Annotated in this window: 20 protein-coding genes; 10 read left to right on the forward strand and 10 right to left on the reverse strand. The window is 71.3% G+C overall.

Annotated features, from left to right (window positions below):
- Positions 1-537 precede the first annotated feature (537 nt).
- A complete protein-coding gene (locus AB0B14_RS29115; protein ID WP_357073771.1) occupies positions 538-924 on the forward strand; it encodes a helix-turn-helix domain-containing protein in 387 nt (128 codons plus the stop codon).
- 59 nt (positions 925-983) lie between these two features.
- Positions 984-1,817, forward strand: a complete 834-nt coding sequence (locus tag AB0B14_RS29120) for an SDR family NAD(P)-dependent oxidoreductase (RefSeq protein ID WP_357525293.1) — start codon at positions 984-986, stop codon at positions 1,815-1,817.
- Positions 1,818-1,892: 75 nt separating this feature from the next.
- Here AB0B14_RS29120 and AB0B14_RS29125 read toward each other — a convergent pair whose 3' ends face one another.
- The 9 genes from AB0B14_RS29125 to AB0B14_RS29165 all read right to left on the reverse strand — a co-directional run bounded on the left by AB0B14_RS29125 (position 1,893) and on the right by AB0B14_RS29165 (position 10,517).
- Complete coding sequence (locus tag AB0B14_RS29125) at positions 1,893-3,077, reverse strand: transposase (protein ID WP_357525295.1); 1,185 nt, start codon at positions 3,075-3,077, stop codon at positions 1,893-1,895.
- Between the two features lie 108 nt (positions 3,078-3,185).
- Positions 3,186-4,112 carry a hypothetical protein gene (locus AB0B14_RS29130; protein ID WP_357525297.1) on the reverse strand — a complete coding sequence of 309 codons (927 nt, stop codon included), beginning with the start codon at positions 4,110-4,112 and terminating at the stop codon, positions 3,186-3,188.
- Entirely contained in the window at positions 4,102-5,946 is a 1,845-nt protein-coding gene (locus tag AB0B14_RS29135; RefSeq protein WP_357073759.1) for an AGE family epimerase/isomerase, read from the reverse strand. The genes AB0B14_RS29130 and AB0B14_RS29135 overlap by 11 nt, the downstream gene beginning before the upstream one ends.
- Positions 5,936-6,373, reverse strand: a complete 438-nt coding sequence (locus AB0B14_RS29140) for a VOC family protein (protein ID WP_357073756.1) — start codon at positions 6,371-6,373, stop codon at positions 5,936-5,938. Before AB0B14_RS29140 ends, AB0B14_RS29135 begins: the two co-directional genes overlap by 11 nt.
- Positions 6,370-6,984, reverse strand: a complete 615-nt coding sequence (locus AB0B14_RS29145) for a DJ-1/PfpI family protein (protein ID WP_357073753.1) — start codon at positions 6,982-6,984, stop codon at positions 6,370-6,372. Before AB0B14_RS29145 ends, AB0B14_RS29140 begins: the two co-directional genes overlap by 4 nt.
- 67 nt (positions 6,985-7,051) lie before the next feature.
- Positions 7,052-7,510, reverse strand: a complete 459-nt coding sequence (locus AB0B14_RS29150) for a nuclear transport factor 2 family protein (RefSeq protein WP_357525299.1) — start codon at positions 7,508-7,510, stop codon at positions 7,052-7,054.
- 79 nt (positions 7,511-7,589) lie between these two features.
- Positions 7,590-8,024: a hypothetical protein gene (locus tag AB0B14_RS29155; protein ID WP_357525301.1), complete on the reverse strand. Its 435-nt coding sequence runs from the start codon at positions 8,022-8,024 to the stop codon at positions 7,590-7,592.
- 25 nt (positions 8,025-8,049) lie between these two features.
- On the reverse strand, positions 8,050-9,693 hold the full coding sequence (locus AB0B14_RS29160; protein ID WP_357525303.1) for a thiamine pyrophosphate-binding protein: 1,644 nt from the start codon (positions 9,691-9,693) through the stop codon (positions 8,050-8,052).
- Complete coding sequence (locus tag AB0B14_RS29165; RefSeq protein WP_357073741.1) at positions 9,690-10,517, reverse strand: type 1 glutamine amidotransferase domain-containing protein; 828 nt, start codon at positions 10,515-10,517, stop codon at positions 9,690-9,692. The genes AB0B14_RS29160 and AB0B14_RS29165 overlap by 4 nt, the downstream gene beginning before the upstream one ends.
- A gap of 373 nt (positions 10,518-10,890) precedes the next feature.
- Between AB0B14_RS29165 and AB0B14_RS29170 the strand changes: the two genes are divergently transcribed.
- The 6 genes from AB0B14_RS29170 to AB0B14_RS29195 all read left to right on the forward strand — a co-directional run bounded on the left by AB0B14_RS29170 (position 10,891) and on the right by AB0B14_RS29195 (position 19,639).
- A complete protein-coding gene (locus AB0B14_RS29170; protein ID WP_357073738.1) occupies positions 10,891-11,724 on the forward strand; it encodes a helix-turn-helix transcriptional regulator in 834 nt (277 codons plus the stop codon).
- Positions 11,725-11,834: 110 nt separating this feature from the next.
- Complete coding sequence (locus AB0B14_RS29175) at positions 11,835-13,799, forward strand: maltotransferase domain-containing protein (protein WP_357525305.1); 1,965 nt, start codon at positions 11,835-11,837, stop codon at positions 13,797-13,799.
- Positions 13,796-15,511 (forward strand): maltose alpha-D-glucosyltransferase, encoded by a 1,716-nt coding sequence (treS, locus tag AB0B14_RS29180; RefSeq protein WP_357073732.1) that lies wholly within the window; start codon positions 13,796-13,798, stop codon positions 15,509-15,511. The genes AB0B14_RS29175 and treS overlap by 4 nt, the downstream gene beginning before the upstream one ends.
- On the forward strand, positions 15,504-16,889 hold the full coding sequence (locus AB0B14_RS29185) for a hypothetical protein (RefSeq protein ID WP_357525307.1): 1,386 nt from the start codon (positions 15,504-15,506) through the stop codon (positions 16,887-16,889). Before treS ends, AB0B14_RS29185 begins: the two co-directional genes overlap by 8 nt.
- Positions 16,886-18,673, forward strand: a complete 1,788-nt coding sequence (locus AB0B14_RS29190) for an alpha-amylase family glycosyl hydrolase (protein WP_357525309.1) — start codon at positions 16,886-16,888, stop codon at positions 18,671-18,673. Before AB0B14_RS29185 ends, AB0B14_RS29190 begins: the two co-directional genes overlap by 4 nt.
- A 144-nt stretch (positions 18,674-18,817) precedes the next feature.
- Entirely contained in the window at positions 18,818-19,639 is an 822-nt protein-coding gene (locus AB0B14_RS29195) for an SDR family NAD(P)-dependent oxidoreductase (protein WP_357525311.1), read from the forward strand.
- Between the two features lie 94 nt (positions 19,640-19,733).
- Here AB0B14_RS29195 and AB0B14_RS29200 read toward each other — a convergent pair whose 3' ends face one another.
- Complete coding sequence (locus AB0B14_RS29200; RefSeq protein ID WP_357073721.1) at positions 19,734-21,140, reverse strand: MFS transporter; 1,407 nt, start codon at positions 21,138-21,140, stop codon at positions 19,734-19,736.
- A 257-nt stretch (positions 21,141-21,397) separates the two neighbouring features.
- Between AB0B14_RS29200 and AB0B14_RS29205 the strand changes: the two genes are divergently transcribed.
- Positions 21,398-22,072: an NAD(P)-binding domain-containing protein gene (locus AB0B14_RS29205; RefSeq protein ID WP_357073718.1), complete on the forward strand. Its 675-nt coding sequence runs from the start codon at positions 21,398-21,400 to the stop codon at positions 22,070-22,072.
- A gap of 114 nt (positions 22,073-22,186) precedes the next feature.
- Positions 22,187-23,032, forward strand: a complete 846-nt coding sequence (locus AB0B14_RS29210; protein WP_357525313.1) for a TetR/AcrR family transcriptional regulator C-terminal domain-containing protein — start codon at positions 22,187-22,189, stop codon at positions 23,030-23,032.
- The last annotated feature ends 5 nt before the right edge of the window (positions 23,033-23,037 follow it).

Consider the following 23,037-nt stretch of genomic DNA (forward strand, 5'->3'; position numbering starts at 1 on the left):
AGGTATGGAAAAAATTCATTCCACGGCACCGAGATTAGTGATCGACGGTCAAAGCCGACGACCGGTCAAGGCCGTCCCGATCGCGGTGTTCACAACCTCCGCCGCCCGCGTCTGGGACGCCAAACACAACCCAAATAGCCCTACAAGCGACACACCAGAACAACTTAACAAAGCACTATTAATGGCGTTGCCAGACCCGGGTTCCTGTCGGCCAGTGCCAGGCAGGTTTGACCCACGCCAGGACCGTCGATCACGCATGGATCACGCAATAGGTGGCGCGGGATCGTCCGCATGCCGTCTCCCGGCGCCCAGGGCGACACCCCGTCGGCAGCGTGCTGTCCACCGCGCGGGTCACCAACAACGCCTCGGTCACCTGGCCGGCGCCGGCGTGCTGACCTTTGTGAATATCGACTCGATGCTGCGCCGGGTCTACGGCACGACCGCTGCCCGACCAAGCATGGCCGGGGCGGGCCCACCTCCACTCCGGAGAGTGACTTTGGCAACACGCTTCTCTCGGGCTGCGGGTACTATGCCTGCGTGGGCGTATTCATGCGGCCGGGCGACGTCTTCCTGGCGGACTGCCCGGCACGGCTGGCTATCGAGCTGGTGGCGGACAAGTGGTCCGTAGTGGTCATCTACGGGCTCAGTCAGGGTCCCCGGCGGCACAACGAGTTGAAGGCGCTGATCGGTGGCGTGTCGTCCAAGGTGCTCGCCCAGACGATGCGGCGACTGCAGCGGCACGGATTGGTCGGACGCTCGGCCTTGCCCGAGCAGCCGTCAATCGCGCAATACGAGCTGACCCCGCTGGGGCAGACCCTGGTCGAGCCGGTGGAGATGCTGTCTCGCTGGGCCGAGCAGCACGGATCGGACGTGCTGCAGGCCCAGGGGGAGCAGGCCGGTGCCGTCGCGGTTACCTCGGAGTAATCGTGCGCCGTCTACCGTGGAAGAGACGGATGTGGCGGCGCGATGGGAGAGAACGGCAGATGGCAGTCGCGTTGGTGACGGGCGGCAATCAAGGGCTGGGCCTGGCCCTGGTGCGAGGGCTGTGCCGGGAGTTGGGGCCCGAGGCGCAGGTCTACCTGACGGCTCGCGACCCGGCGCGTGGTGAGCAGGCGGTGGAGCTGTTGCGTGCCGAGGGTCTCGCCCCGCGGCTGCACCCGCTGGACGTGACGGTGGAGGCCAGCGTCGCGGCGGCGGCCGACATGATTCGCGAGCGGCACGGCGGGCTGGACGTGCTGATCTCCAATGCCGCGGCCCGGATCTCGCGGGACCTGCCCCCTGCCGAGCAGGTGGCCGAGTTCGTGGACACCAACAACCACGGCACATATCGCATGCTCCACCACTTCCTGCCGATCCTCAACGAGCACGCCCGGCTGCTCGTGGTGGCCAGCGCGTTCGGCTCGCGGCGGCACCTGCCCAGACCGCTGTGGAGCGCCTTCGACACCGACCGGATGAGCCTGGAGGACGTCGAAGACGTGATGGACGAATACGTCCGCCTGGTGCAGAAGGGCGAGGCCGACGCCCGGGGCTGGCCGGGCTGGATCAACATTCCGTCGAAGGTCGGCCAGGTGGCGTCGGCCCGGGTGGCCGCTCGGATGGTGGAGCGCGACCGGCCCGGGCGCGACGTCTACGTCGGCGCGGTGTGTCCCGGCCTGGTCGACACCGATGCCTCCCGCCCCTGGTTCGATGACATGTCGTCGGCGCAGAGCCCGGACGAGGCGGCCCGAGACGTCGTCTGGCTGGCCACCCGGCCGGCCGGCAGCACGCCGCCGGCCGGCGAGCTGGTGCAGCACCGGACGGTCTTGTCCTTCGGATGAGCTGGCCTCGGACGCCGCGACCGGCGTTTGCCGGTCCGGTCCGGTCGCGGCGCCCGGGCGCCCGGGCGCCCGCGCTCAGCCGGCCTGCTGCTCCTGCTGCTGGGAGCGGATCTCCAGCTGGGCGAAGGCGTAGGCGGCCGACACGAGCGTCATGTGGTGGTGCCAGCCGCGCGACGAGCGGCCCTCGAAGTCCAGCAGGCCGTACCCTTCGCTCAGGGTGTCGACATCCCGCTCGCGGCGCGCGGCGAGCTGGGCCAGGGTGAGCACGTGACCCACCTGCGACTCCGGCAGGCCGGTCAGCCAGAAGTTGGCCGCGCCCGATGCCGCCGCTGACCAGACGGCCACGAGCAGGCAGTCGACCCCGCCGCCGGAGCCGGCCACGGTGCCCGGCAGCCGGACCGGCACCGTGGTGACATACGAGCGGCGCAGGGCGGCGTCGTGCAGTTGCCGCCACATGATCGGTTGCCGGCGCGCGGTCGTCTCCTGCACCAGCGAGCGGATCTGGGTCAGCCCGAGCCTCGCCCCGCCCGGGAGCGACGGCTGGGCCTGCTGGCGGAGCACCGGCATGCTGCCGTTGACTTCGACGACGAACGGCAGGCCGCGCTGCCGCAAGCCCTGTAGCAGTCGTTCCACGCCGGTGACGTGCCGCAGCCCGACCAGCAGTGGACGCACTGGTACCGCCGCCGCCACGTCGTCGGCCATCGCGAGCACGTGGCCCCACTCGGTCTGCTCGCTCGGGCCCGCTTCTCTGCGGCCAGGGAGCCACGAGCGCGCCCCGGTCCCGGCCGGTGAAGGCAGCACCAGCCGCCAGTCGACGGGCGCGCTCGTCTCGGCGTCCGATAAGAACAGGCCCAGGCCGTACTGGCAGTTGAGGGTGCGGCCGGTCTGGGGGACGTAGCGGCGGGCGACACCGGCGGTCTGGCCACCCCGCTTGGGGATGTATATGGGGCGGATGAGCCACGCGTGCGTGGTCATGCGCTCGTCGACGTAGCGGGCTGTCCGGCGGCGGACCGGGGCCCAGTCCCAGGGGCTCTGGTTCACGAACTGCTGCAGAGACTGGACGGCGTCCGGGGTGTCAGCACCCTCCGCGATGCTTCGGACCGAACGCCGGCCGTTGCCCAGCAGCAGGCCGCGTATGTACGTCTCGCCCCAGCGCCGCTGGTCCGCGCGGGGCATCTCGGCCATGATCTGGTGCGCGAACCGGGTGAGACCGTCGCGCGCCGGTAACAGGGCCGTCTCGGTCCATGGGTGATAGGGCATCGTGGTACCTGTCTCTCGTTCGCCGGTCACAATGTTCATCGATATGGCAGCGTGAGGCGCAATGATTACAAAACGTTGTCGGCGTTCCATGGCCGCGTCTCTTCGTCACTACCGGCGATACTTGTTGTCACGCTCCGCAAGGGCGTCCCCGTCATCGCCTGCCGGGCCTGTCGCACCGGTGCGGCCGTCGTCGTCGCGAAGGGCACCCAGCGACATCCGGTCGGCGAGAAGCCGGTCCGACCGCACCACCTCGGCCACGTCCCGCTCCCGGCCGGCCGGGACGACACTGTCCGGCAGATGCAATCCATCCACTCCGTAGTCGTGCACCCAACACCGCAGCGCCTCCCGCAGGAACCACCCGTCACCCTCCGCGATGCGCGCCGCCGAGCTGATGTCGAGCAGCACTGCCAGTCCGGCATCGCGCAGGTGGCGGATCAGCGCCCGGCACTCCCCGTCCGGCCGGTCGCCCGGGCCGGCGGCGGCGAACAGGCCCACCGGGAGCCCGCCGGCGCCGGGCGCGAAGCGGTGATGGTCGGCGGCGAGCACACCGGTGAGCACCACCGCTCGGACGCCGTCGCGGAGGAACTCTGGGATCCGGTCCGCGAGCGCCCGATACCCACCGGTGCTCAGCGCCGCCGTGGCCACCGGACCGTCCGGCACCGGCGTGCCGGCACCGGGCAGGGCCGGGGCACGCCCCGGCGTGATCCGGCAGCGCCATCCGTCCGGGCCGTCCGGGCTCCGCAGCAACACCCGGGCGTACGGGTCGAGCACCGCCCGGCCGTCCTGGACGTAGTGGTAGTCGACCAGGTCGGGGGCCAGCCCGAGGACGACGACGCTGAGCAGGCCGCCGTCGTGGCGGACGTCCGGCATCGGCACCTCGGTCAGCCGGCGTCCCTCGTCCGGGTCCACCAGGACCAGCGAGGTCTGCCGGGCGGCGCCGGCCGGCACGGTGAACTCCACGCCCCCGGCCAGCAGTCGGGTGCCACCGAAGCCTGCGGTGCCGGGCCGCGACCGCAGGCCCCCGTCACCGGCCACGGTCGACCGCTCGCAGGGTGGCTTGCACGGTGAGCCGGTGCGCGGAGCGGGGCAGCCGCACGAGCAGCGCCGCGGGGTCGAAGTCGGTGAAGTCGGTGCCGTCGATCCGCACCCGCTCCAGCCGCACCCGGCCCCGGGGCAGCACATCTGGGGCCACCCGCAGCAATCCGTCCGGGAAGCGGGCGTCGGGTCGCGGGTTGAACCACAGGTTGAGCGGTTCCCCGCGCACCAGCAGGTCGCCGTACACGGTGGCCAGATAGGCCAGTTCGGCCGAGTGATACATACTCATCGAGTGGCTGCCCTTGGCGCGCTCGTCGCCGCTGCGCAGATACGGGATGCCCCCGGCCTGCACCGCGAAATACACGCCGCCGGCCTCCTGATCGAGAAAGAAGGCGTTGTAGAACGCCGCGGCCTCGCGCGCGTGCTGCAGGTGGTCGAGGCCGTCCGGCCCGACCGGCCCGTGGTGTGCGGCGCCGCTGAGGTACGCGAGGATGGCCTGTTCCTGCTGCCACCACGCCTTGCGGTCGTGCCAGACGAACTCGTGCCGGCCGCGGTGTGGCCGGCGGTGCAGCACGTCGTACCAGCCGCCGCGGTAGGGGTCTCGGCCGATCGCCGGCAGGTCCGCCGCGAGCCGGGCGGCAACCGCCCGGTATTCGGCCTTGCCCACCAGCGCCTGCATCCGGTGAAGATTCCAGACGATCTTCAGGTTGTGGCCGACCACGCCGTGGTCCTGTTGCCATCCCCACCCGGTGTCCGGCGTCCAGTCCTCATGGAAGCGTTCCCGGACCAGCGGCAGCCCCGCCGGATCGGGGAAGTGCTCCACGATCATGTCGAAGGTGTGTTCCAGCATCCGCCGGTAGCGTTCCTCGCCGGTCGCCAGGTAGAGGTTGAACAGGTAGGCGGGTGCGTGGTCGCCGACGGAGTTCCAGTTCTTCCGGGACCGATTCGGCCCCAGCGAGGCGGCGTGCGGGTCCAGATCCACCGGGTCCACATGCGAGTAGTAACCACCTCGTCGGGGGTCGGCGTAGACCGTCTCGAAGAGCCGGACGGTGCCCTCGATATCGGCCAGCAGCGCCGGATCGCCGGTGACCCGGTAGGTCTGCACCAGCCCGACGAGCGCGTAGATCTGCTCGTAGGCGGCCAAGGCGCCGGCGTCGTCGCCGAACTCGGAGGCAAGCACGGCGCGGCGTGGCCCGGGACCCACGTCCAACGCGTGCTGCCAGTAGGTGACGGCACGCGCGGGATCCACCACCCGCAGGTGCCGCTGCTGGTATTCAGCGCCGCGCTCGGCCACGTCCAGGAAGTCGGCGTCCCCGGTGAGCAGGTAGGCGGTCGCCATCCCGTACACCAGGCGGGCGAGCGTGTCGGTCTCCTGGCGGTCCCCGGTCAGCCGGGCCCCGGCCAGGTCGACGCCGGTGCGGTAGGCGGCGAAGTCGGCCGGCCCCGTCCCGAACTGCGCCCGGCGGTAGAACTCGGCCAGTGACCGGAGCTGGCCGACCCACCACCCGGGCCGCTCGAACAGGTACGGCTCAGTGGCGCTACCGACCACCACGATCTCCTGTGGAGTGTGGCGCACCGAGCCGGCCTCGACGTACACCGGGCCGTAGGCGAAGATCAGCCGGCCCGGCACCAGCTCGTCGCCGAGCCGCCCGGTGACCGAGACCCGTTCGGAGCCCAGGTTGTGTAGCAACCGGGCATCCGTGGTGTCGGTCAGGTGCAGCGATACGATGTCGCCGCCGAAGGTGCGCACCCGGATCCGGCTGCCGTCACCGGCCACGACGTACCCGCCGACGGTGTCGGACATGGTGCGCGTGGCGAGTGGCTCAGCGCTCACCGTGACCGCCTTGGCCCGGCTGAGGGTCCCGGTAGCCCTGACTGACCTCGACCACGACGCCGTCCGGGTCGGCGAGCCAGACGGTGCGCCAACCGGGGATGAAGCCGTCGAAGTCCAGCGGCCCCAGGGTGATCCGGGCGGCGGGGCCCATCGCCCGCACGAACTCGTCGACGTCCGCGGTCTGGAACGCGATGTGGCGCACCGTCCCGGGAGCCGGCGGCCCGTCGGCCGTGGGCTGTCCCGCCTCCTGCACCGGCTCGCGCGGGCCGAACAGCTCCAGGTAGACGTCGCCGGAGCGCAGGAAGACGATCTGGCTGCCGCCGAGGTCGAAGTGCTGGGTGCGCCGGAAGCCGAACCACCGGGTGTAGAACTCCTCGGTGTCGCCGAGCCGGCGGCAGTTCAGGGCCACGTGCGAGAAGCGGGTCACGGCAGGATCTCCTCGGTCGCGAGAATGCGGTCGATGACGGTGCGGGCGAAGACGTGGGCCTGCTCGACGGTGCGACCGGTCACCAGGTCGCCGTCGACGACCACGTCGCTGCCGACGTAGTTCGCGCCCATGTTGCGTACGTCGCCGACCAGGTTGTTGTGGCAGGTGACGGAACGGTCCTCGATCAGCTCGGGGGCGGTCGACATCAGCCACAGGCCGTGGCAGATGAAGCCCTTGACCAGGTGGGGGAGCCGGAACGCGCGGCGCAGCAACTGCACGGCGGGTGCCGGGCGATCGACGTCCTCGGTGTAGCGGAGCCGGTCCGCGACCATGCCGGCCGGCACGATCAGCGCGGAGAGCCGGGCGATCTCGGCGAAGTCGAGGCGTTCCAGGTCGCCGTCGACGGTCAGCGGCGCCCGGTATTCGTGACCGGTGAAGGTCAGCGAGTCGTTGCCCCACAGCCGGGTGAGCAGGACGACCTCGGCGCCCTCCTCGGCGAATCGCAGGCGGTAGTAGGAGATTTCCGGCTCGACGTAGTCGCTTTCGAGCAGGATGCCGATTCGGCGCCCGACGAGGCGACCGCGTTGCGGGTGGTATCCGTGTGTGGTCATCGTGATCTTTCGGGGAAGGGCCGGGCCGGCCGCCGTCCGGCGGCCGGCCCGGCTGTGCGGGAGGAGATCAGACGGTGACCCGGCGGCCGTCCGAGCCGACCGGCGACCACCACTGGTTGAAGTTGGTCACGCCGTCGCCGAAGATGGCGCCGCGGCCCTCGACGATCCGCCCGTTGACCCACTTGAGCAGGTGCAGGCCCTCGATCTGCAGCCGCTCGAACGGCGACTCGGCACCGGCCGCGGCGTGCGCCCGGGTGCCGGAGGTCCGGTTCACGTCGATGGAGTAGCCCTCGTCGTTCACCAGGATGGTGACCGGGTCGATGACGAACGAGCCGCCGGAGGCCTCCTGTACCTTGTCGATGAAGTCGAGGAAGGTCTCGAGGCCCTCGTGCCAGCCGGCGTACTGGTGGTTGCCGGGGGTCAGGAAGCGGACCTCCGGGTCCCAGTACTCGGCGGCCCGGGCGCGGTCGCCGGACATCAGTGCGTCGTAGGCGTCCTTGACGCGCTGCGCGGTGAGTTCGGACATGGTGGTCTCCTTGTCTCGTGGTGCTCGGTGGTCCCGCGGTGCGCGGGTACCGGAAGGGCTGCCGCCGCGGGCGCGGCGGTCAGAGCTCGGCGGAACCGGGCATCGGGGCCAGGTCGTCCACCGCGTAGGAACGGATCCGGGGCTGGCCGTCCTGCAGGACAACCGACCAGGTCTGGCTGGCGTCGAAGCCGAGCCACTCGCTGGTCGCCGCAGGCGGGTTCCACACCCGGGCCTGCCAGTTGACCAGGACCGAGACGTCGGCGTGCAGCGGCGAGAGCAGCTCGACATCGACCCGCTTGACCTCGTGGATCTCGTCGAAGAACCGGTGGGTGACGGTGTCATACCAGCCGCCGAAGTCGTCCTCGGTGCGCAGGGTCGCCTCTGGGAACTGCATGGTGAGGCCGTTGTCGGCCAGGTACGGCAACACGGCATCGAGCGGGTCGTGCCGGTCCAGGGCGTCGTACCAATCCTGGACGAGCCGGCGGACGGATTCGACGCTCAGGGCGTCGGGCATGGTCTGCTCCTTCGGGTGCTGATGGTCAGTCGGTGACCAGATCGATGAGGAACGGGCCGGGGGTGGCGAGCAGTTCCTCGACCGCGGCCGGCACCTCTTGCGGGGTGCTCACCCGCTGAGCGGGCACCCCGAGCGAGCGGGCGAGCGCGGCGAAGTCGATGGCGGGCCGGGACAGGTCGAACGCCCCCGGGTGTAGATGGGCGGGGATGCCCTCATCCCGCCAGTACTGCTCGATGTTGAGGTCGAGCAGGCGGTAGCGACGGTTGTTGCAGATCACGAACTTGGCGGCGATGTCGTGCCGAGCGGCCGTCCACAGCGCCTGGATCGTGTACATGCTGCCGCCGTCGCCGGTGAAGCCGACCACCTGCTGACCCGGGCGGGCCAGCTTGACGCCGAGCGCACCGGGGATACCGACCCCGAGCGAACCGCCCCGGGTCTGGAAGAATCGGCCCGGCACCCGCGGCGGTGCGTGCACCGCCAGCGGGCCCGACTCGGTCAGCGCCTCGTCGAAGATCACCAGGTCGTCCGGCGCCCGGCGGACCAGCGTCTCGACGAACCGGTTCATCAGTCCCGTGCCGGCGCCCGGTTGGTCGCCGGGCGGCGCCGCGCCGTCCCAGCGCGGTGGTCGCTGCCGGCCCGGCCGGTCCAACCGGGCGGCGAGACCGGCGAGGGTGAGCCTCGGGTCGGCCACGACACCGAGCTCGACCGGGTGGTTCTTGGCGATCTCGTACGCGTCCAGGTCGACGTGCACGATCCGGGCGTCCGGCGCGAACGGGCTCGTCAGCTCCGGGAACACCTCGGGAAAGACGTAGGTGCCGACGATGAGCACCGTGTCGGCGTCCGCCACCGTCCGGGCACTGTCCGCGCCGAACATGTGCCCGAGCTGCCCGCCGTACAGCGGATGCCGACTGTCGACGTTGACCTCCGAGGAGTTCACTCCCCACATGGGCGCGCCGAGCAGCTCGGCGACCGCGGCCAACTCCCGTTGGGCGCCGCTGGTGGCGACGCCGTCGCCGAAGAGCACGAGCGGGCGGCGGCCGGCGGCCAGGATCTCGGCGGCCGCGGCGAGCACGGCGGGCTCGGGCAGCACCCGGGTGTCCGGGATGACCGTCGGCACCACGGGATCGGTGACGATGGCGTCCAGCACGTCGGCCGGCACCACGACCAGCACCGGGCCCCGGGGCGGGGTCATCGCGATCTTCACGGCCCGCCGCATCACCCGCAGCAGCGAGGCCGGGTCGATCACCCGGGTCGCGTACTTGGTGACCGGACGGGCCATGGCGACCAGGTCGGCGGCCATCTGCGAGTCCATCGCGTCGTACCGCACTCCGGCCTCGCCGGCTAGCACCACCAGCGGCGACCCTCCCCGCTTGGCCTGGTAGAGCATGCCGATGCCGTTACCGAGCCCGACGCCGCTGTGGAGCTGGACCAGCGCGGGGCGCTGGGTGGCTCGGGCGTACCCGTCGGCCATGCCCACCGCCACCGACTCGTGCAGAGTGAGCAGGTAGTCGATCTCCGAGTTGGCGATCTCGTCGATCAGCCCCTGTTCCACGGTGCCCGGATTGCCGAACATGTAGGTCAGGCCGTCCGCGGCGAACTGCTCCACCAGGGCCGCCTTGCCGGTCCGCGGCCGTACGGCCGGACCGTGGCCCGTGCCCGCCGTGCTCACCAGCCGTCCCGCCGCAATCCCTGCTCCAGCGTCTCGACCAGCTTGGCGCCGGCCAGCGCCGAGTCCGGCGTCGAACGCGCGGTGATGAAGGGGTAGTCGACGATGACCGACAGTTCCTTGCCGACGTTGCCGTGGAATTGTCCGTCCGGTCCGGTGGCGTCGCGCAGGATGTACTCCAGCGGGTACGGCGGCGGGCCCATGTTGAAGTCGACGCCCAGAAAGCCGGTCCCGTCCTTGTAGTCGTACTCCTTGGGGTGCCCGGTCACATGCTTGCCCGCGATGATGCTGGCCCGCGTCTCCAGGTCCCGGGCGAAGGCGAGCACCGTAACGCCGTAGCATTCCGCGAGAATGGGCTTGTCCGCGGCCACGAAACCGAGTACGGCCTCGTGCAGGCGTTCGTTGTTGGCCATGTCGACGATCGGTCCGCTGCCGCCGACCAGCACCAGGGCGTCGAAGCTGGCGACCAGGTCACCGACCGAGGCACTGAGCTCGCGGTAGTATTCCTCGAGCCGGCGCAGCGGGTTGAGCGAGCTGAGATACGGGCGTTCGGGGATCAGATCCGCGATGCTCAGCGGGTTGTCCAGCCGGGACGACTCGTCCAGCCGGCGACCACGGTTCGCCATGTCCACGGTGGTGACCGAGCGGCCCAGCGGAGGGTCGATGTAGTCGGGGTCCAGGCTCGGCGGCAGTGCGTGCGCCCGGCGCCCGTTCGCCGTGGCGAAGGTGACCTGGTAGCCGGCGCTGTCGAATGCCTCGACCGGCCCGACCAGTTCCTCCGCCCAGTAGCCGTACTCGGAGAGTACGACGAGAATCCGTCTGCTCATTAGAGCTCCCTTTGGGTTTGTGCGAACTGGACAACCTCGCCGCTGCGTTCGTCGGCGGCTCTGTTGTTCGCCTTGCCCTTCCGAGTTAAGCGACGGACTGCGCCGGAAGCCATGACTGCGGCCCCTTTCGCGAACAAGTTCAGCGACTACACGGAATCGCAGTTGAACATGACTCACGGAGCCGGTGAAGCACTTGCGCATTCACGCCAGGAACTGCCAAATCATCGATTAGGGCCGGTTGTGGCGCTCGCTACGGGCGAAACCCGCATATACATTGCGGTACCGATCTGTAACAAGGGTCTAGTTATACTGGTATCAGCCTTGCTAGTAGCAGGGGAAAAGCCTGCGTGGGTCGATGATGGGGGCCAGGACAATGGACGACGCGGCACGCCGCAAGGAGCTGGCGGCCTTTCTGCGGGCACGGCGGGCGGAGCTCAAGCCTGGTGACGTGGGTCTGCCCGACGGCGTCAACCGGCGCCGGACCCCAGGGCTGCGCCGCGAGGAGGTGGCGCAGCTGTCCGGTGTGGGCCTGACCTGGTATACGTGGCTTGAGCAGGGCCGTGCCATCCCCGCCTCGCGTCAGGTCATCGACGCGCTGGCGACGGCGCTGCGGCTGGGCGACGAGCACCGCCGGCACCTGTTCGTGCTGGCCAGCCTGTCGCTGCCGCCCGCACCGGGCGACGACAAGCCGGTGCTGGCGGCGGTGCAGCGCATGCTGGACGCGGTCACGCCCAACCCGGCCTACATCATCGACCATCGGTTTGACGTGCTGGCCTGGAACGCCGCCCAGTCCGCACTGTGGCTCGACTTCGCCGAGATCCCGGAGGACGAGCGCAACCTGGTGCTGCTGCTGTTCCGCGATCCGGGCGTACGCCGGCTGCTGCTCGACTGGGACGAGACCGCCCGCATGATCGTGGCGCAGTTCCGGGCCGCCGCCGGGCAATACCCGGGCGACCCCCGCTTCGCCCAGGTCGTCGACCGGTTGTCCCGCGACAGCACCGAATTCCTGGGCTGGTGGGAGTCCTATCCGGTGGCGGAGTTCAGCATGGCGGTAAACCGGCTCGCGCACCCCCGGGCCGGCGCGTTGGAGCTGGACCTGTCCCACCTGCGGCTGGTGGAGCACCCGCAGTTCTGCATGGTGCTGCAGACCCCGGTGCACGAGGCGGACGCGCGGGCGCTGAGCGACCTCCTGGCCGCCGCGACCTGACCCGCCCCGGGTTGCCCGTGTCGGTAGTCGACACAACGAGCACCTGTTATTGGCCGTGACCCCGCGCCGCTCCGCACTGTCGGTGACACACCGACAGCGAAGGAGCAGACGTGAGTCTGAGACTGGCCATTGAGGACATCGTCCCGGCCGTGGGGGCCGGCCGCTTCCCGGCCAAGGCAGTCGTCGGCGAACGGGTCGACGTGGGAGCGACCGTCTACCGGGAGGGCCACGACGCGGTCCGCGCCGAACTGGTGTGGCGCCGCCCCGGCGAACGCGGCGAGCACCGCCGGCCGATGGAACTGACCGACGCGGGTCTGGACCGCTGGTCGGGCGCCCTGGTCCCGGACCACAGCGGCTACTGGACCTACCGCGTGGATGCCTACAGCGCGCCCTGGCACACCTGGCGCGACGCGCTGACCGCGAAGCTGGCCGCCGGCTTCCCGGCCGGCGAGCTGGCCAACGAGCTGGCCGAGGGGGAAAGGCTGCTGCTGCGGGCGGCACGCCGGGTGCCGGGCGCGGACGGCCGTCTTCTGCGCGCGGCGGCACGGGCCCTGCGGGACCGGCACGCCGCTCTGCCGCAGCGGACCGAGCCCGCCCTGGACGCCGCCGTGCGGCACATCATGGACACCCGCCCACTGCGCGAGCTGCTCACCCGCGGGCCCACCCGGCGGCTGCTGGTCGAGCGGGAGCGGGCGCTGACCGGCGCGTGGTACGAGCTGTTCCCGCGCTCCACCGGCGGTCTCGGCCCGGACGGCCGCCCGGTGCATGGCGACCTGCGCACCGCCGCCGCCCACCTGCCCGGCATCGCGGCGATGGGCTTCGACGTCCTCTATCTGCCACCGATCCACCCGATCGGCCGGTTGGCGCGCAAGGGCCGGGACAACGCCGCGACCGCCGCCCCCGGCGACGTCGGCTCCCCGTGGGCGATCGGGGCCCAGGAGGGCGGCCACGACGCGATCCACCCCCGCCTCGGCTCGGCCGCGGACTTCCGGGCCTTCGTCCGGGCCGCCGCCGACCAGAGACTGGAGGTCGCGTTGGACCTCGCCCTGCAGTGCGCCCCGGACCATCCCTGGGTCACCGAGCATCCCGAATGGTTCACCACCCGCGCCGACGGCAGCATCGCCTACGCGGAGAACCCGCCGAAGAAGTACCAGGACATCTACCCGCTCAACTTCGACAACGACCCGGCCGGGCTGCGCGCCGAGATCCTGCGGGTGGTGCTGCACTGGGTGGGCGAGGGCGTCCGGATCTTCCGGGTCGACAACCCGCACACCAAGCCGCTCAACTTTTGGCAGTGGCTGATCGAGCGGGTCAAGCAGGCCGACCCGGACGTCGTCTTCCTCTCCGAGGCCTTCACCCGCCCCGCCGTGCTGCACGGGCTCGCCAAGGTCGGCTTCAGCCAGTCCTACACCTACTTCACCTGGCGGACCACCAAGGCGGAGCTGACCGGCTACCTGCGCGAGCTCACCGCGGACGCCGACCACCTGCGGCCCAACCTGTGGGTCAACACCCCGGACATCCTGCCGGGGCACCTGGCCGGCGCGCCACCGGCCGTGTTCGCCATCCGCGCGGCCCTGGCCGCCACCCTCGGTCCGTCCTGGGGCATGTATGCGGGCTTCGAGCTGTATGAGAACACCCCGGCCGGTCCCGGCCGGGAGGACTATCTGCACAGCGAGAAGTACGAACTGCACTACCGCCCGCCCGCCGGCGCCGATTCCCGGCCCTCGCTGCGGCCGTGGATCACCCGGCTGAACCGGCTGCGGCACCGGCACCGCGCCCTCGGCCGGCAGCGCGGACTGGTCTTCCACGACGTGGCGGACGACCAGCTCCTCGCCTATTCCAAGGTGGACGACCGCACCGGCGAGATCGTCCTGTGCGTCGTCACCCTCGATCCCGTCCGCCGGCGGCAGGCGCCGCTGCGGCTGGACGCCCAGGCTCTGGGCCTGTCACCCGACCGGCCGCTGCGCCTGCGGGATCTGGCCACCGGCCGGAGCCGCACCTGGCACGACAGCGCAGCCGTGCGCATCGATCCCGCCGTGGCGGTCGCCCGATTCTTCACCCTGGAACAAGCATGAACACCACGTCACCGGCCGCGCAGGTGTCCATGGTCGCCCCCGAACCCGAGTGGTATCGCAGTGCCGTCTTCTATGAGGTCCTGGTGCGCGCCTTCCAGGACAGCAACGGGGACGGGCTGGGCGACCTGCGCGGGCTGACCGAGCGGCTGGACTATCTCCAGTGGCTCGGCATCGACTGCCTGTGGCTGCCGCCGTTCCTGCACTCGCCACTGCGCGACGGCGGCTACGACATCAGCGACTTCCGCCGGGTGCACCCCGCGCTGGGCACCCTCGACGACTACGTACGCCTGCTGGACGAGGCCCACAAGCGGGGCATCCGGGTGGTCATCGACATGGTGATGAACCACACCTCGGACCGCCACCCCTGGTTCCAGGCGTCGCGCACCGACCCCGACGGGCCGTACGGCGACTTCTACGTCTGGAACGACAACGACGACCGGTATTCGGACGCGCGGGTCATCTTCGTCGACACCGAGACCTCCAACTGGGCGTACGACCCGGTGCGGCACCAGTTCTACTGGCACCGCTTCTTCAGCCACCAGCCGGACCTCAACTATGACAACCCGGCCGTGCAGGAGGCGATGCTCGACGTCCTGCGCTTCTGGCTCGACCTGGGCACCGACGGTTTCCGGCTGGACGCGGTGCCATACCTGTTCGAGGCCGACGGCACCAACGGTGAGAACCTGCCGGCCACCCACGCCTTCCTGCGCCTGGTGCGCAAGGTGGTCGACGACGAATACCCGGACCGGGTGCTGCTCGCCGAGGCGAACCAGTGGCCGGCCGACGTGGTCGAGTATTTCGGCGATCCGGCGACCGGCGGCGACGAGTGCCACATGGCGTTCCACTTCCCGCTGATGCCGCGCATCTTCATGGCGGTGCGCCGCGAGTCACGGCTGCCCATCTCGGAGATCCTGGCGCAGACGCCGGCGATCCCCTCCGGCGCGCAGTGGGGCATCTTCCTGCGCAACCACGACGAGCTGACGCTCGAGATGGTCAGCGACGAGGAACGCGACTACATGTACGCCGAATACGCCAAGGACCCGAGGATGCGGGCCAACATCGGCATCCGCCGCCGCCTGGCACCGCTGCTGGAGAACGACCGCAACCAGATCGAGCTGTTCACCGCCCTGCTGCTGTCGCTGCCCGGCTCGCCGGTGCTCTACTACGGCGACGAGATCGGCATGGGCGACAACATCTGGCTCGGCGACCGCGACGGCGTGCGCACCCCGATGCAGTGGACGCCGGAACGCAACGCCGGCTTCTCCTCGTGCGACCCCGGGCAGTTGCACCTGCCGCTGGTCCTCAGCCCCAGCAACAGCTACCAGTCGGTCAACGTGGAGAACCAGCTCGCCCACACCTCGTCGCTGCTGCACTTCACCCGCCAGTTGCTCGCCGTCCGCAAGCGGCACAGCACCTTCGGCGTCGGCGACTTCCACGAGCTGGAGGCCACCAACCCGAGCGTCTTCGCCTACCTGCGCCGGCCGCGCCACGCGGACGGCACCGAGGACGTCGTGCTGTGCGTCAACAACCTCTCGCGGTTCGCCCAGCCGGTCGAACTGGACCTGTCCGCATACGCCGGATACCGCCTGACCGACCTCATCGGCGGCGTGCGGTTCCCCAGCCCGGGCACCGACAGCTATCTGCTCACCATGCCCGGACACGGCTTCTACTGGTTCGCCCTGCGTCCCACCGAGGAGGGTCGAGATGACTGATCCGACACACACCCCGGTCAACGCGGCACACCTGGCCGCCTGGCTGCCCGAGCAACGGTGGTTCCGCGCCAAGGGCCACGCCGTCCGCGAGGTGCGGCCGGTCGGCTCCGTGCCGCTGAGCGGCGACGGGGACGGGCCGGCGTCCCGGCTCGACCTGCTCGAGGTGCGATTCCACGATCGCGCCCCGCAGCACTACCAGGTGGTGCCCGGGCTCGACGCCGTACCGCCGTACCCGGCTGCATCCGGCGCCGTCCCGGTCGCCGCGCTGGCTTTGCTGCGGGCGATAGCCAGTGGCGCCGAGCGCGGCACCACCCGCTTCCGGCCCGAGCCCGGCGCCGGCCTGCCGGACCGGCTCGGCCCGCGGCTGACCGCGGCCCTGTCGGACTCCGGGCCGCCGGCGCCGTCGCTCGTGCGGGTCCTGGCCGCCGAGCAGAGCAACACCTCGATCGTGTATGACGACGAGGTCATCCTGAAGATCTTCCGCCAGGTCGAGCCGGGGCTGAACCTCGACCTGGAGCTGCACCGGGCGCTCACCCGGCTGGGCTCCGGCCACGTCGCCCCGCTGCTCGGCGCCGTGGAGGGCGAGCTGCGGGGTGAGCCGACCACCCTCGGCATGCTCAGCGGGTATGCCCCGCATGCCGTGGACGGCTGGGCGATGGCCCTGGCCAGCGTCCGCGACGTGCTGGCCGACGACGCCCCGGCGGTGGTGGCGCGCTCGGGCGGCGACTTCGAGTTCGAGGCCCGCCGAATCGGAGCCGCGGTCGGGGAGGTGCACGCCGATCTGCGCACCGCCTTCGGTGGCGACGTCGCCGACCCCGCAGACGTGGCCGCGGGCTTCGCCGCCCACCTCGACGAGGCCGTCGCTGTCGTGCCCGCGCTGCGGCCGCACGCCCCGTTCCTGCACGCCCGGTACCGGCGCCTCGCCGGGTTGTCCACGCCGGTGCCCATCCAGCGGGTGCACGGCGACCTGCACCTGGGTCAGCTCCTGCGCACCTCGCACACCTGGTGGCTGCTGGACTTCGAGGGTGAACCCGCCCGGCCTCTCGCGCAGCGCCGCGCGCCGCGCTCGCCGCTGTATGACGTCGCCGGGCTGCTGCGGTCCCTCGACTATGCGACGCACTATCCGGTGCGCGACGAAGCGCCGGACGCGGACGCGGTCCGGCGCCTGAGCCAGTGGTCCGCGCTCAATCGCGAGGCGCTGTGCGCCGGGTACGCGGACAGCACCGGCACCGATCCGGGGCGCAGCCGGCAACTGCTGGAGGGTTACGTGCTGGACCGGATCGTCTACGAGGTGGTCTACGAGGCCACCGTCCGGCCCGCCTGGCTGCCCATCCCGCTCGCCACGCTTGACCGGCTCGGCACCGGGACGCCGCGGTGAGCGCCGGCACCGAACCGGCCGTGCGCGCGGAGCTGGACGCCCTGTGGCGCCGGATGGGGGCGCACCCGGACGTCGCCGGCGGGCCGACCCGATTCCGGGTGTGGGCGCCGGCCGCCGAGGCCGTCGATCTGGTGTGGTGGCACCCGGGCGTCCGGCCGGTCCAGGAGGCGATGACCCGCTCGGCGGACGGTTGCTGGGACACGGTGGTGCCGCGGGCCCGGCCCGGCGTCCACTACCGGTTCCAGGTTCACGGCCGCGACGGCACGGTCCGGCACAAGGCCGACCCGTGGGCCCGCGAGGTTGTACCCGGGGAGCCGCACACGTCGGTAGTCCCGGCCCCGTCGCGGCACCGGTGGACCGACGCGGACTGGCTCGCCGGGCGCCCGCGGCGGCACGCCCCGGTCTCGGTGTATGAGGTGCACGCCGGATCCTGGCGCCCCGGCGCCGGGTTCCGGCGGCTGGCTGACGACCTGGTGCCGTACGTGCGCCGGCACGGCTTCACCCACGTGGAGCTGATGCCGGTCACCGAGCACCCGTACGGCGGGTCCTGGGGCTACCAGGTCAGTTCGTACTTCGCGCCCAGCGCACGGTTCGGCGGCGCGGACGAGTTGCGCCACCTGATCGACCGGCTGCACGCCGCGGGTGTCGGCGTGCTGCTCGACTGGGTCCCGGCGCACTTCGCACCGGACGACTGGTCGCTGGCCGACTTCGACGGCGGTGCGCTGTATGAGCCGTCCGACCCGGACCGGGCATGGCACCCGCTCTGGGGCACCAAGACGTTCGACTACCAGCGCCCGCAGGTGCGTGACTTCCTCGTCGCCAGCGCGCTCTACTGGCTGGAGGAGTTCCACTTCGACGGGCTGCGCGTCGACGCGGTCAGCTCGATCACCCGCCGCGACTTCCTGCGCGAACCGGGCGGGTGGGCCGGCGGCGACGTGCTCGACCGGCCCGGAATCGACTTCCTGCGCGAGCTGACCGGCGCGGTACGCCGCCGGCATCCCGGCGCGCTGCTGATCGCCGAGGAAGCAGGGCTGACCGACGGGGTCACGGAGCCGGTGGACGCCGGTGGCCTCGGCTTCGACCTGTGCTGGGACCTCGGCTGGGCGCACGACACCTTCACGTACTTCGCCGCCGGCCCGGACCAGCGCCCGCACCTGCGGGAAACGCTCGCCGCCGCCGTGGATCGCGCCGCCGCGCGCCCGGTGGTGCTGCCGGTCAGCCACGACGAGATCACCGCGCCGCACGAGCCGCTGTGGCGTCGCGTGCACGGCGACGGCCCGGATGCCGCCGCGGCGCTGCGGGCCCTCCTGGCGTTGCAGTACGCCACGCCCGGGGTGCCCCTGCTGTTCATGGGCGCGGAGCACGGCGGCGCCGAACCCTGGCGGGAGTGGGCCCCGGTGGACCCGTCGCCGTTGCTCGACGCCCCGGGCGGCGAGCTGTATCGGGGGATGGGCCGGCTGGTCACCCGGCTGAACCGGATCTGCCAGCAGGTGGCCGCCGGACCGGAGCCGGTGCGGTGGTGGCGGCGTCCCGGCCCGGGCGAGCCGCTGCTGGCGTTCGCCCGCGACCACGGCGACGGCGTGCTGCTCTGCGTGGCGAACCTGACTGACCGGCCGCTCGGCTGGGACGCGGTCGCCGACCCGCGGGTGTGGTCGGTGCTGCTGGACACGGCGGACGAGCGCTACGGGGGCGCGGGACGGCCCGCAGGGGCCGGGATCGCCCCGGGCGCAGTCGTCTGGCTCACCGCCGCACGCACCAACCTGGCACCCACAATGCCAGGATGAACGGTGCCCTGGGTGGCCGGACCGCCCCGGGCAACACTGAACCGCGCGGGCGGGCTTCGTCGGTATGACGGGGCTCGCCCGCTTCCAGTTTCCGGCACGCCGCCGGCGCCGGATCCTTCGCCGAGCTGTTGAGGAGCGAGCACCATGCCACTACGCCAGCTGCCGACCGTGCTGATCACCGGCGCCACCGACGGGCTGGGCCGCGGCCTGGCCGTCGCCCTCGCCCGTCGCGGCGCCACCGTGCTGGTGCACGGCCGCTCGGCCGCGCGCATCGCCGCCACCGTGCGCCAGGTGCGGGCGACCGGCTCTGGCGAGGCGCGCGGCTACCGGGCGGACTTCTCCTCGCTGGCCGGGGTGCACGCGCTGGCCGATCAGGTCGCCGCGGCCGAGCCCCGGCTGGACGTGCTGATCAACAATGCCGGCATCGGCGCCGACGTGCCCGGTGGCACCGCGCGCCTGGAGAGCGCCGACGGGTTCGAACTGCGCTTCGCCGTGAACTACCTGTCCACCTATCTGCTCTCGCACCGGCTGCTGGACCTGCTGCGTCGCTCGGCCCCGGCCCGTGTCATCAACGTCAGCTCGGCCGGGCAGACGCCCATCGACTTCACCGACGTCATGCTCACTCGCGGCTACGGCGGGCGCCGGGCATATTGCCAGAGCAAGCTGGCGCAGATCATGTTCACCTTTGACCTGGCCGCCGAGCTTCAGGGCAGCGGAGTCACCGTCAACGCCCTACACCCGGCGACGTACATGCCGACGAAGATGGTGTCGACCCCGATCAGCACCATTGCGGACGGGGTCGAGGCCGTGTCCCGGCTGGCTCTCGACGCCGATCTGGATGGCGTCACCGGACGCTACTTCGACCAGCTCCGCGAGGCGCAGGCGCATCCCGCCGCGTACGACGAGGCCAACCGGGCCTGCCTGCGGTCGCTCTCGGCGGAACTGACCAACCGATCGCCGGTCTGACCGGATGCGCGGATGCGCGGCGCGGCCGGCAGCCGCGCCGCGCATCCGGTGGCCCCGTCCGCGGGGGCGGGCGGCAGGGCCGGATCGGTCGGTCTTAGGAGGTGCGGTCGGCGCGCGTCCGGAGCATCACGGCGCCGATCACGGCCGCGATCACGGCCGCGATCGCGGTGCACACGAGCGAATACCGGAAGCCGGAGAGCAAGGCCGCCGGATCGCTGACGCTGCCGGTGGTGCCCTCCGGCAGCAGCGACGCCGTCCGCGAGGCGGCGATCGCGGCGAAGGCGGCCGCGCCGATCGCCGCGCCGAGCTGCTGCGAGGTGTTGAGCAGCCCGCCGGCCAGGCCCTGCTGGTGGTCCGCCACGCCGGCGGTGGCGGTGATGCTGATCATGACGACCGCGGCGACGTTGCCGAAGCCGATCAGCGCGGTGCCGATCAGGATGTAGGCCAGGGAGTTCTCGGCCGGGAGCGTGGCGACCACGAACGCGCCGACCGCCTGCAGCAGGACGCCGAGCAGCATGGCCCGGGTCAGGCCCAGCTTGCCGGCCAGCTTGGCCCCGGTGAAGCCGGCGACCATGGCGGTCAGGCCCAGCACCGCGAAGCTGAGCCCGGTCTCCAGCGGGCTGTAGTCCTTGATCCGCTGCAGATAGAGGGTGAGCACGTAGGTGATGCCGACGAAGGCGCCGATCAGCAGGACGTTGACCACGTTGGCGCCGACGATGCTGCGTACCTTGAAGATCTCCAGCGGCACCAGCGGTTCCGCCGAACGGCGCTCGGCCAGGACGAACAGCGCCAGCAGCACCAGGCCCAGCGCGAACGACCCCAGGGTGCTCACCGACAGCCAGCCCTCGGTGTTGGCGATCGAGAAGCCGTAGACGATGCTCACCGCGGCGCCGGTGATGGTGATCGCGCCGGGCACGTCGAGCCGGGGGCGGGGGCCCGCGGCGGCGGTCGGGCGGGGCACGAGCACCGGGGCGAACAGGGCCGTGGCGAGGCCGATGGGCACGTTGACGAAGAAGACCCACTCCCAGCTCAGCGCGTCGGTCAGCACGCCGCCGAGGATGACGCCGGCGACGAAACCGAAGGACAGCACGGCGCCGTACGCGCCGAGCGCCCGGTTGCGCTCCTTGCCCTCGGGGAAGGACGTGGTCAGCAGGGAGAGGGCGGCCGGCGCGACCAGGGAGGCGGCGAGGCCCTGCAGCCCGCGCAGGATGATCAGCTGGGTGGCGTCCTGCGCGAAGCCGGCCAGCAGCGACACCACGGAGAAGGCGACCAGGCCGATGATGAACAGCCGGCGGCGCCCGAACAGGTCGGAGATGCGGCCGCCGAGCAGCAGGAAGCCTCCGAAGCCGAGGGCGTAGGCGCTGACCACCCACTGCAGCGAGCCGTCGCTGAAGGACAGCTGGCGCTGGATCGTCGGCAGCGCCACGTTGGTGATGGAGAAGTCGAGCACGATCATGAATTCGGCCATGCACAGCAGGAGCAGCAGCAGGTTGGCGCGCACGCGCGACGGAGGCGCCGGCGATAGGTCCGCCGTCGCTTCCCGACCCGATGGCACTGATTCGGCGAGATTGGACACCGCGGGACACTCCTTGCAGACAGTGGACAGGTGAGTCTCACTGTCCGCCGGCGCGGCCTGGGCAAACAGATCAGCAGATTTGCTGGTAGCGGTGGTACCACTCAGCAGTGGTGTCCGGCGGGTACCTCTATCGTTTCCCCACTTGCCGGACCGCTCGGCCGGCCGAGACAGCGGAGGACATGATGAAGATCGGCATCCTGGGTACCGGCACGATGGCACGCACGCTGGGCGGGCGCTGGGCGGCAGCGGGCCACGACGTGCTGGTCGGCGGACGTAGCGCCGCCAAGGCGCAGCAACTGGCGACCGCCCTGGGGGCGCGGAGCGGTTCGCTCGCCGACGCGGCGCAGGCGGCGGACGTCACCCTGTTGGCCGTGGCGTATACGGCCGTGCCGGAGGTCCTCGACGCGGCCGGGGCGGGCCGGGGTGCACTGACCGGCAAGGTCGTCGTCGACTGCACCAACCCGGTGGAGTTGACGGGTTTCTCGGTCACCTCCGGCGCCACCTCGCTGGCCGAGCAGATTCAGCAGCGCACCGGCGCCCGGGTGGTGAAGGCGTTCAACCTCTGCGAGGCGAAGGTCTGGCAGCTCGACCCGCCCGCCTTCGACGGCCGGCCGCTGGTGGTCCCCTTCTGCGGCGACGACGAGGAGGCCCGGGCCACGGTCGGTGCGCTGATCGAGGATCTGGGTTGTGCGCCGCTGGCGGTCGGCGATGTCACGTACGCCCGGCATCTGGAGGCGATGGCCGCGCTAGTCATCTCACTGCTGTTCCGAGGACACGACCCGTACACGGTGTTCAACCTCGTCACGGCTGCTGACGAAGCCCGAGGGAGGGTGGCCGGGGCGCCTGCGCAGCGCTGAAAGAGCGTTCCAGGCACCTAGGCCCAGGGGTCCTGGTATCCGCCAGGACCGCCGGGGCGTTCCGCCTGCGGACTCGGCGGCCCGGGTGGCCTAGGCCGCGAGTTCTACCGCGGAGTGCGCGTCGCGGAGGTCGGCGGCGACAAAGTCGGCCACTCCTCCCTCGGCACGGATCTGTTCCACCACCTCCAGTCCTCGTTCGGCATTACGCCCGGAGACGATGACACGGACGCGCAACACGCGCTGGCGATCGTCGACCGGGATGGTTTGGCCGGGCTCACCATGCGCTCCCTCGCGGCCTCACCGCAGACCGGCCCCATGACCCTCTACAACTACGTCGAGAGCCGCGAAGCGCTTGAGGAGCTTGTGGTCGACGCCGTCTCCGCTCGCGTCGCGCTACCCGGGCCGACCGACGACTGGCTGGCCGAGACGCGGGCCGTGGCCACCGCTCTGTGGCGCACCTACCGCGCCCATCCGGCAGTCATTCCGCTCATACTCCCCCGTCGCACCTCGTCTCGCGCCAGCCTCGTCCCCACCGAGACGCTCGCGGCAGCACTCGCTCGCGGCGGCCTGAAGGGCGTTGACCTCTTCGTCGCATTCCGCGCCGTCTCGGCGTTTGTCACGGGTATCGCGCAGAACGAGCTGGCTGGTGCGCTGACGCGCGAGAAGGATCCCGCCTCCGCCGCCGCGCATCGAAGCACTTGCGCAGGGCGCACTACCGACCCTCGCCGAGCTGGCCCCGGTCGGGGCAGAGTTCACCGGCCAGGAGTTCGAGCGGACGTTCCCGCATCCTCAGCCACCCATCATTGGCGCGTCCTGCGCGAGAGCGGGGTGCTGTTCGCCCGCAGGCAGGGCCGAGTGATCCGCGACGACCTGGATGCCAGGTTTCCCGGCCTGCTCGACGCCGTCCTCGCCGCCATGGCGAGCGGAGGCCACTCACCCACCATGCACGGCACTCGGTAGCCGCA

This window comes from Micromonospora sp. NPDC049171 (assembly GCF_040648275.1).
Taxonomy (GTDB): Bacteria; Actinomycetota; Actinomycetes; order Mycobacteriales; family Micromonosporaceae; genus Micromonospora.

What these genes read in the sequence shown, in the direction of transcription:
- AB0B14_RS29155 (WP_357525301.1), bottom strand. Translation starts at nt 8,024, where the DNA reads ATGCCCGACGCCCTGAGCGTCGAATCCGTCCGCCGGCTCGTCCAGGAT.
- treS (WP_357073732.1), top strand. Translation starts at nt 13,796, where the DNA reads ATGAACACCACGTCACCGGCCGCGCAGGTGTCCATGGTCGCCCCCGAA.
- AB0B14_RS29170 (WP_357073738.1), top strand. Translation starts at nt 10,891, where the DNA reads ATGGACGACGCGGCACGCCGCAAGGAGCTGGCGGCCTTTCTGCGGGCA.
- AB0B14_RS29185 (WP_357525307.1), top strand. Translation starts at nt 15,504, where the DNA reads ATGACTGATCCGACACACACCCCGGTCAACGCGGCACACCTGGCCGCC.
- AB0B14_RS29125 (WP_357525295.1), bottom strand. Translation starts at nt 3,077, where the DNA reads ATGCCCTATCACCCATGGACCGAGACGGCCCTGTTACCGGCGCGCGAC.
- AB0B14_RS29195 (WP_357525311.1), top strand. Translation starts at nt 18,818, where the DNA reads ATGCCACTACGCCAGCTGCCGACCGTGCTGATCACCGGCGCCACCGAC.
- AB0B14_RS29145 (WP_357073753.1), bottom strand. Translation starts at nt 6,984, where the DNA reads ATGACCACACACGGATACCACCCGCAACGCGGTCGCCTCGTCGGGCGC.
- AB0B14_RS29165 (WP_357073741.1), bottom strand. Translation starts at nt 10,517, where the DNA reads ATGAGCAGACGGATTCTCGTCGTACTCTCCGAGTACGGCTACTGGGCG.
- AB0B14_RS29120 (WP_357525293.1), top strand. Translation starts at nt 984, where the DNA reads ATGGCAGTCGCGTTGGTGACGGGCGGCAATCAAGGGCTGGGCCTGGCC.
- AB0B14_RS29205 (WP_357073718.1), top strand. Translation starts at nt 21,398, where the DNA reads ATGAAGATCGGCATCCTGGGTACCGGCACGATGGCACGCACGCTGGGC.
- AB0B14_RS29150 (WP_357525299.1), bottom strand. Translation starts at nt 7,510, where the DNA reads ATGTCCGAACTCACCGCGCAGCGCGTCAAGGACGCCTACGACGCACTG.